A 4,370-nucleotide genomic window follows, 5' to 3' on the forward strand; every position below is an offset into this window, starting at 1 on the left:
AAAGGACAGATGAAATGTGCGGGCAAAGACCCGTCGTCTGCTTCCCAGCAGTTTTACTCCCTTGTGTCATAAGCAATACTTATCATATCGACATTTCTCGTCCCGACACCCTTACTGCAACAGAACCAGCAAAACGGTCTCCGGAAAACCCGGGGCGGCTCAGTAGTTATTTCTGGGACGGAACACTAGAACTCGATGACGCGAGGTGACAGCAGAAAGAGCCGCTCCATATGATCGTGCTCGTCGTCGCGATTGCGGAACAGTGCGCCGATGAGCGGGATCCTCGAAAGAACCGGCACACTGGTCTCGCCATTCGTAGACTTATCGACCCGATAGCCGGCAATCAGCAGACTCTCGCCCTGTCTGACGAACGACTCGGTATTGATCGTGCTGGTGGTGATCATCGGAATGTCGCCGACCCGCCCGGACGTGATATCGCCGTCCTCGATATGAACGTTCAGCTTGATATCCGTCCTGCCGTTTTCTTCCACGACGAGCGGCAGCACTCGCAGCGACACGCCGCTCGACACACTGTACATGTCCGCCGATGTGTAGCCCGCGACGCGCACGAAAAAACGCGTCTTGTGGTCCATCACGGCCTCGACATTGTTGAGCGTGGCGACTTTCGGGCTCGCGTCGACTTTGGCGAGATTGGTCTGGTGCAGCGCGTTCACGCGTGCCAGCAGATAACGGCCGGCGTTACCGAGCACGGCCGTGAACGGCCCGCCTGCACCGTCCCAAAGCGGCTGTGGGCCAACGGGCGGATCAATGTTGGCATTGTAACCGTTCTGCTGCGTCGTGCCGTTGCCCGCCTGAATATCAATGTGGCTATTCTGCGCGCGCCAGTCCACGCCGAGCTGCTCAAGCGCGTTGTCCTCGATCGAGATGATATGTGCCTCGATCTCAATCAGGCGCGGCCGCACATCCAGTGTGTCGATCAGACTCTGGTACTGTGCGAGACGTTGCGGCACATCCCGGATCAAGACCGAGTTCGTGCGCGGATCGGCTTCGATCACGGGCAGCGTCTGGCTGCTGCTCGCCGACGTATCGCCGCGGGCGGCCCCGTCGCCGACATTGGACGAACCAGTCGACTGCATGCCCGGGCTGCCGCCGGCAGCCAGACCGTTCAGCAACCCTCCGAGGCCCGGCTCAACGCCGCCGCTCGCCCCGTTGCCGGCCGGCAACGGGGGATTCACACCGCTTTCGTGTCCGCCACCGTCGGTGCTGCCGGTGACGTCTGGCGTCGGTTGCAGGCGACGCATTGTCGGGTCGTTTGCCGTGCCGCTGGCCACCTGCTCGTAACTGTCCGCACCGTTGCGCTCCCGCCGGTGGTACATGGCCGACAGCAAATCCGCGACGCCGGACACGGTCACCGTCTTACCGTCGATCTGGACATTGTGCTGCCCAGCCCACGCATGGCGCAGCGGGAACACGCGGATCATCGAGCCGGAGCTCTGTGCCGCCCTGTCGTCGAGCCGGCGCGCGATTTCGGACACGAGCTGCACATACGCTTGCGGGCCGCTCACGAGCCCGGTGCTCTGGCTCTCGTCATAATTGATCGGGAAGCGCGAATTTTCGACGCCCAGTTGCGTGAGCGTCGCTCGCAGATCGGCGACGCTTGCGTGATCGAGCTTGATCACGCGCCGCGTAACGGTGTTCATGTCGCTGATCGACAGCACCTTTCCGTCCCAAAACCACACGAAACCGAAGCTAGACGCCAGTGTGTCGAGAAAACGCTGCGGCGGCATGTCGAAGCTGCCGCTCACGGTGCCGTGCACGTCGCCGGAAATGGTCGCAGGAATACCTTGTCCAGCGGCGAAACCGCGCAGCACGTCTTTAACGTCCTGCCCTTCGGTGGTGATGTGGACGACAGCGCTGTGCCACTGGACGGCCGCGGCTTCGGCAGGCGTCGCGAGCACGGCAGACAATCCGAACGCAAGAGGCGCCGCCAACCAGGCAATAAGCAGGATTCTTGTTTTCATAGTTCGACGATGTGAGGGCCGTCAGGATGGCCTTCGCAAATATCGCGGGGTAAATGGTTGGGGCGTCGGACTGAACCGATTGAGAACCAACGATGGGCAGGCTCTCGCGCATGAAAAGCGCCGAGCAGAAAGCCGAAGCTCTCCTTGCATCTCAGATCCACGGTGCGGCTCTTCTCCTCGTTCACCTCGACCTGTAGGTTTGGGTGCGACTTCTGTCCTTGCAATGCACGATCTTTGACTTCTCAGGATGCATCGTCAACCCACATTCCGCCAGCCGCGAGGCAATGGCATGCATCAGCTCTTGCGCCTGCTCCTAGCTGCGGCAATGGACTACCGCGTCATTGGCATAGCGCGCAAAGGGACATTGCGGGAAGTAACGCTGCTTCCAGAAATCAAACACATAGTGCATGAACAGATTCATCAAGATCGGACTGACCACTCCCCCTTGCGGGGTACCGCGATCCCGCGGCAAGCGGGTACCCTGTGCAGTTTCGAATGGCGCAGTCAGCCACCGCTCGATGTACATCAGGATCCAGTTCTCTTTGATGTGCTTGCGTACCGCTTTTAGCAAGAGGCCGTGATCGATTTGATCAAAGGCCGCCTTGATATCAAACTCTACCAGCCAATCGTACTTCCAGCACCTTTGTCGGGTGATGGCGACCGCCTGCCTGGCCGATTTCCCGGGCCGGTAACCATACGAATCCGCATGGAATAGCGGCTCAAGAATCGATTCAATGAGGAGCTTGACTGCAGTTTGCGCCACACGAGCTGTCACCGTGGGCGCGTCCAGCTTACGAATACCGCCCGTTGCCTTGGGAATCTCCACTTGCCTGACCGGTGGCGGGAAGTACGACCCCGACGACATCCCGTTCCACAGCTTGTACAGATTCTTCGACAGATCCTGCTACATCGCGATGGTTTCATCATCGATGCCGGCAGCACCCCGGTTGGCCTTCACTCGCTGGTACGCATCCCAGATCGTTCGCTTAGCAATGTCATAAGGTTTCGTTGATGTCATGTCACTCCTCCCCGACAAGCGGGTTGGTGACCTTCTTCAACCGGATAACGCTGACCCTTCGCTCCACCCTCATTACAAGGCTTCAGCACTACTACGGGCAGCTCCGCCCCTCGTTGCGGTATTGGTATTCTTCCTCATGGTGTTGGCTTGTCATTTCCCTCACATCCGCAACAAGGTTCTCACGTTCCATACCGAAGCCTGTATTGAGCTCATGCCGCCTCTCCGCCGGCTGCCACCAGGTCCGTAAGCAGCTCTCGTCCTGACTGATCCTGGAGCGACGAAATGACTCCAGTTTTGACAGCGCTTTAACGAATTAACGACGCATCATCGAACGGTTTGCTTTCGCTCATCTTCTCAACACATACCTGCCATCCTCATGGATGACTTTTCCACGGTCGCCCACCACCACGCCTTTTGAACGCAGCAGCACCGGGCGGTTTGAAGCCTGCTCCGGCAAGCCAGATTCGGGAAGCCTACTCCCATCTTCCGTACAGCACCACAAGCTTTCGCTTGTGTTCGTGACACACTCTCGTCCATCCTCCAGCTCCTGCCGACCGTCCGTTTGTGCCGTCGAAACGCCTTCTCCAGGACCGGCAACAGTTTGAGTGCCCAACGATGAACGGTCGAATGATCGACCGCAATCCCACGCTCGGCCATCATCTGTTCGAGATGACGCAGACTCAGCGGATAGGCCACGTACCACCGAACGCACAGCAACATCACGCACAGCAACATCACGTCCAGCGGGTAATGCAAGCGTTTGAGTACTTTTCCCACACCCGAACTCAGCTTCCCGGCCATCGATCACGTCACGCATTAAGGCCCGTCAGCATAGCAGACCGCCTTATTGCGACAGATCCGCAATGGCTCGAGGCGGGCGAGCAGCTGGCGATGCGGGTACTGTCGGTTGTCTGTCCGAGTGATTTCAATTTGCTGCTAACCCGATGCATCCGGAGATGGCAAGCGTCAGGGTCATCAGCAGCGAGCCCTTTACGCTGGATCCGCGGCTGTTTGGGCAGGCGAGGCGATCGCCAGCGTAAGGACGCGGCGTCCGGGAGCAAACGCCATAAACTGAAAGCTATAGTGGTCTGCATTCGTGTGCAGGAGCGCGCCCGCGGATGTGCCGCTGGCTTCGTGATGGCGACAGTTCATCCATCTCGTTGGTCAGAACGGCGCACCCTTTGCTTCGCTCAACATGCGCAACGGTCCGTACATGTTTCAGTGGGTCGATCCGGCTGCAAAGCCCGAAGGTGAAAACGCCAACAAGCCGAAAATCTAACTCACGTCGAGCCCGGTCAAGCTCATCGACGACTCGAAAAGCAGTTCATGGATGAGCGCGCCGGCGAGGGTACTGTCGCAATAAGGAAGCT

At 58.9% G+C, this 4,370-nt stretch carries 2 protein-coding genes and 2 pseudogenes; 1 reads left to right on the plus strand and 3 read right to left on the minus strand.

What is annotated here, in order from left to right; all coding sequences use genetic code 11:
* Window positions 1-185: 185 nt before the first annotated feature.
* From sctC to AB3X89_RS38945, 3 genes and pseudogenes are all read right to left on the minus strand, one after another.
* Window positions 186-1,982: a type III secretion system outer membrane ring subunit SctC gene (gene sctC / locus AB3X89_RS38935; protein WP_368587905.1), complete on the minus strand. Its 1,797-nt coding sequence runs from the start codon at window positions 1,980-1,982 to the stop codon at window positions 186-188.
* 313 nt (window positions 1,983-2,295) lie between these two features.
* Window positions 2,296-2,808, minus strand: coding sequence for a reverse transcriptase domain-containing protein (locus AB3X89_RS38940; protein ID WP_368587906.1), 513 nt, complete (start codon window positions 2,806-2,808; stop codon window positions 2,296-2,298).
* A gap of 717 nt (window positions 2,809-3,525) precedes the next feature.
* A pseudogene (locus AB3X89_RS38945) lies at window positions 3,526-3,801 on the minus strand (IS6 family transposase); the annotation flags it as partial.
* 60 nt (window positions 3,802-3,861) lie between these two features.
* Here AB3X89_RS38945 and AB3X89_RS38950 point away from each other — a divergent pair.
* A pseudogene (locus AB3X89_RS38950) lies at window positions 3,862-4,040 on the plus strand (RES family NAD+ phosphorylase); the annotation flags it as partial.
* Window positions 4,041-4,370: the final 330 nt, after the last annotated feature.

The sequence above is a fragment of the Paraburkholderia sp. BR14320 genome (genome assembly GCF_040948665.1).
GTDB lineage: Bacteria > Pseudomonadota > Gammaproteobacteria > Burkholderiales > Burkholderiaceae > Paraburkholderia > Paraburkholderia youngii.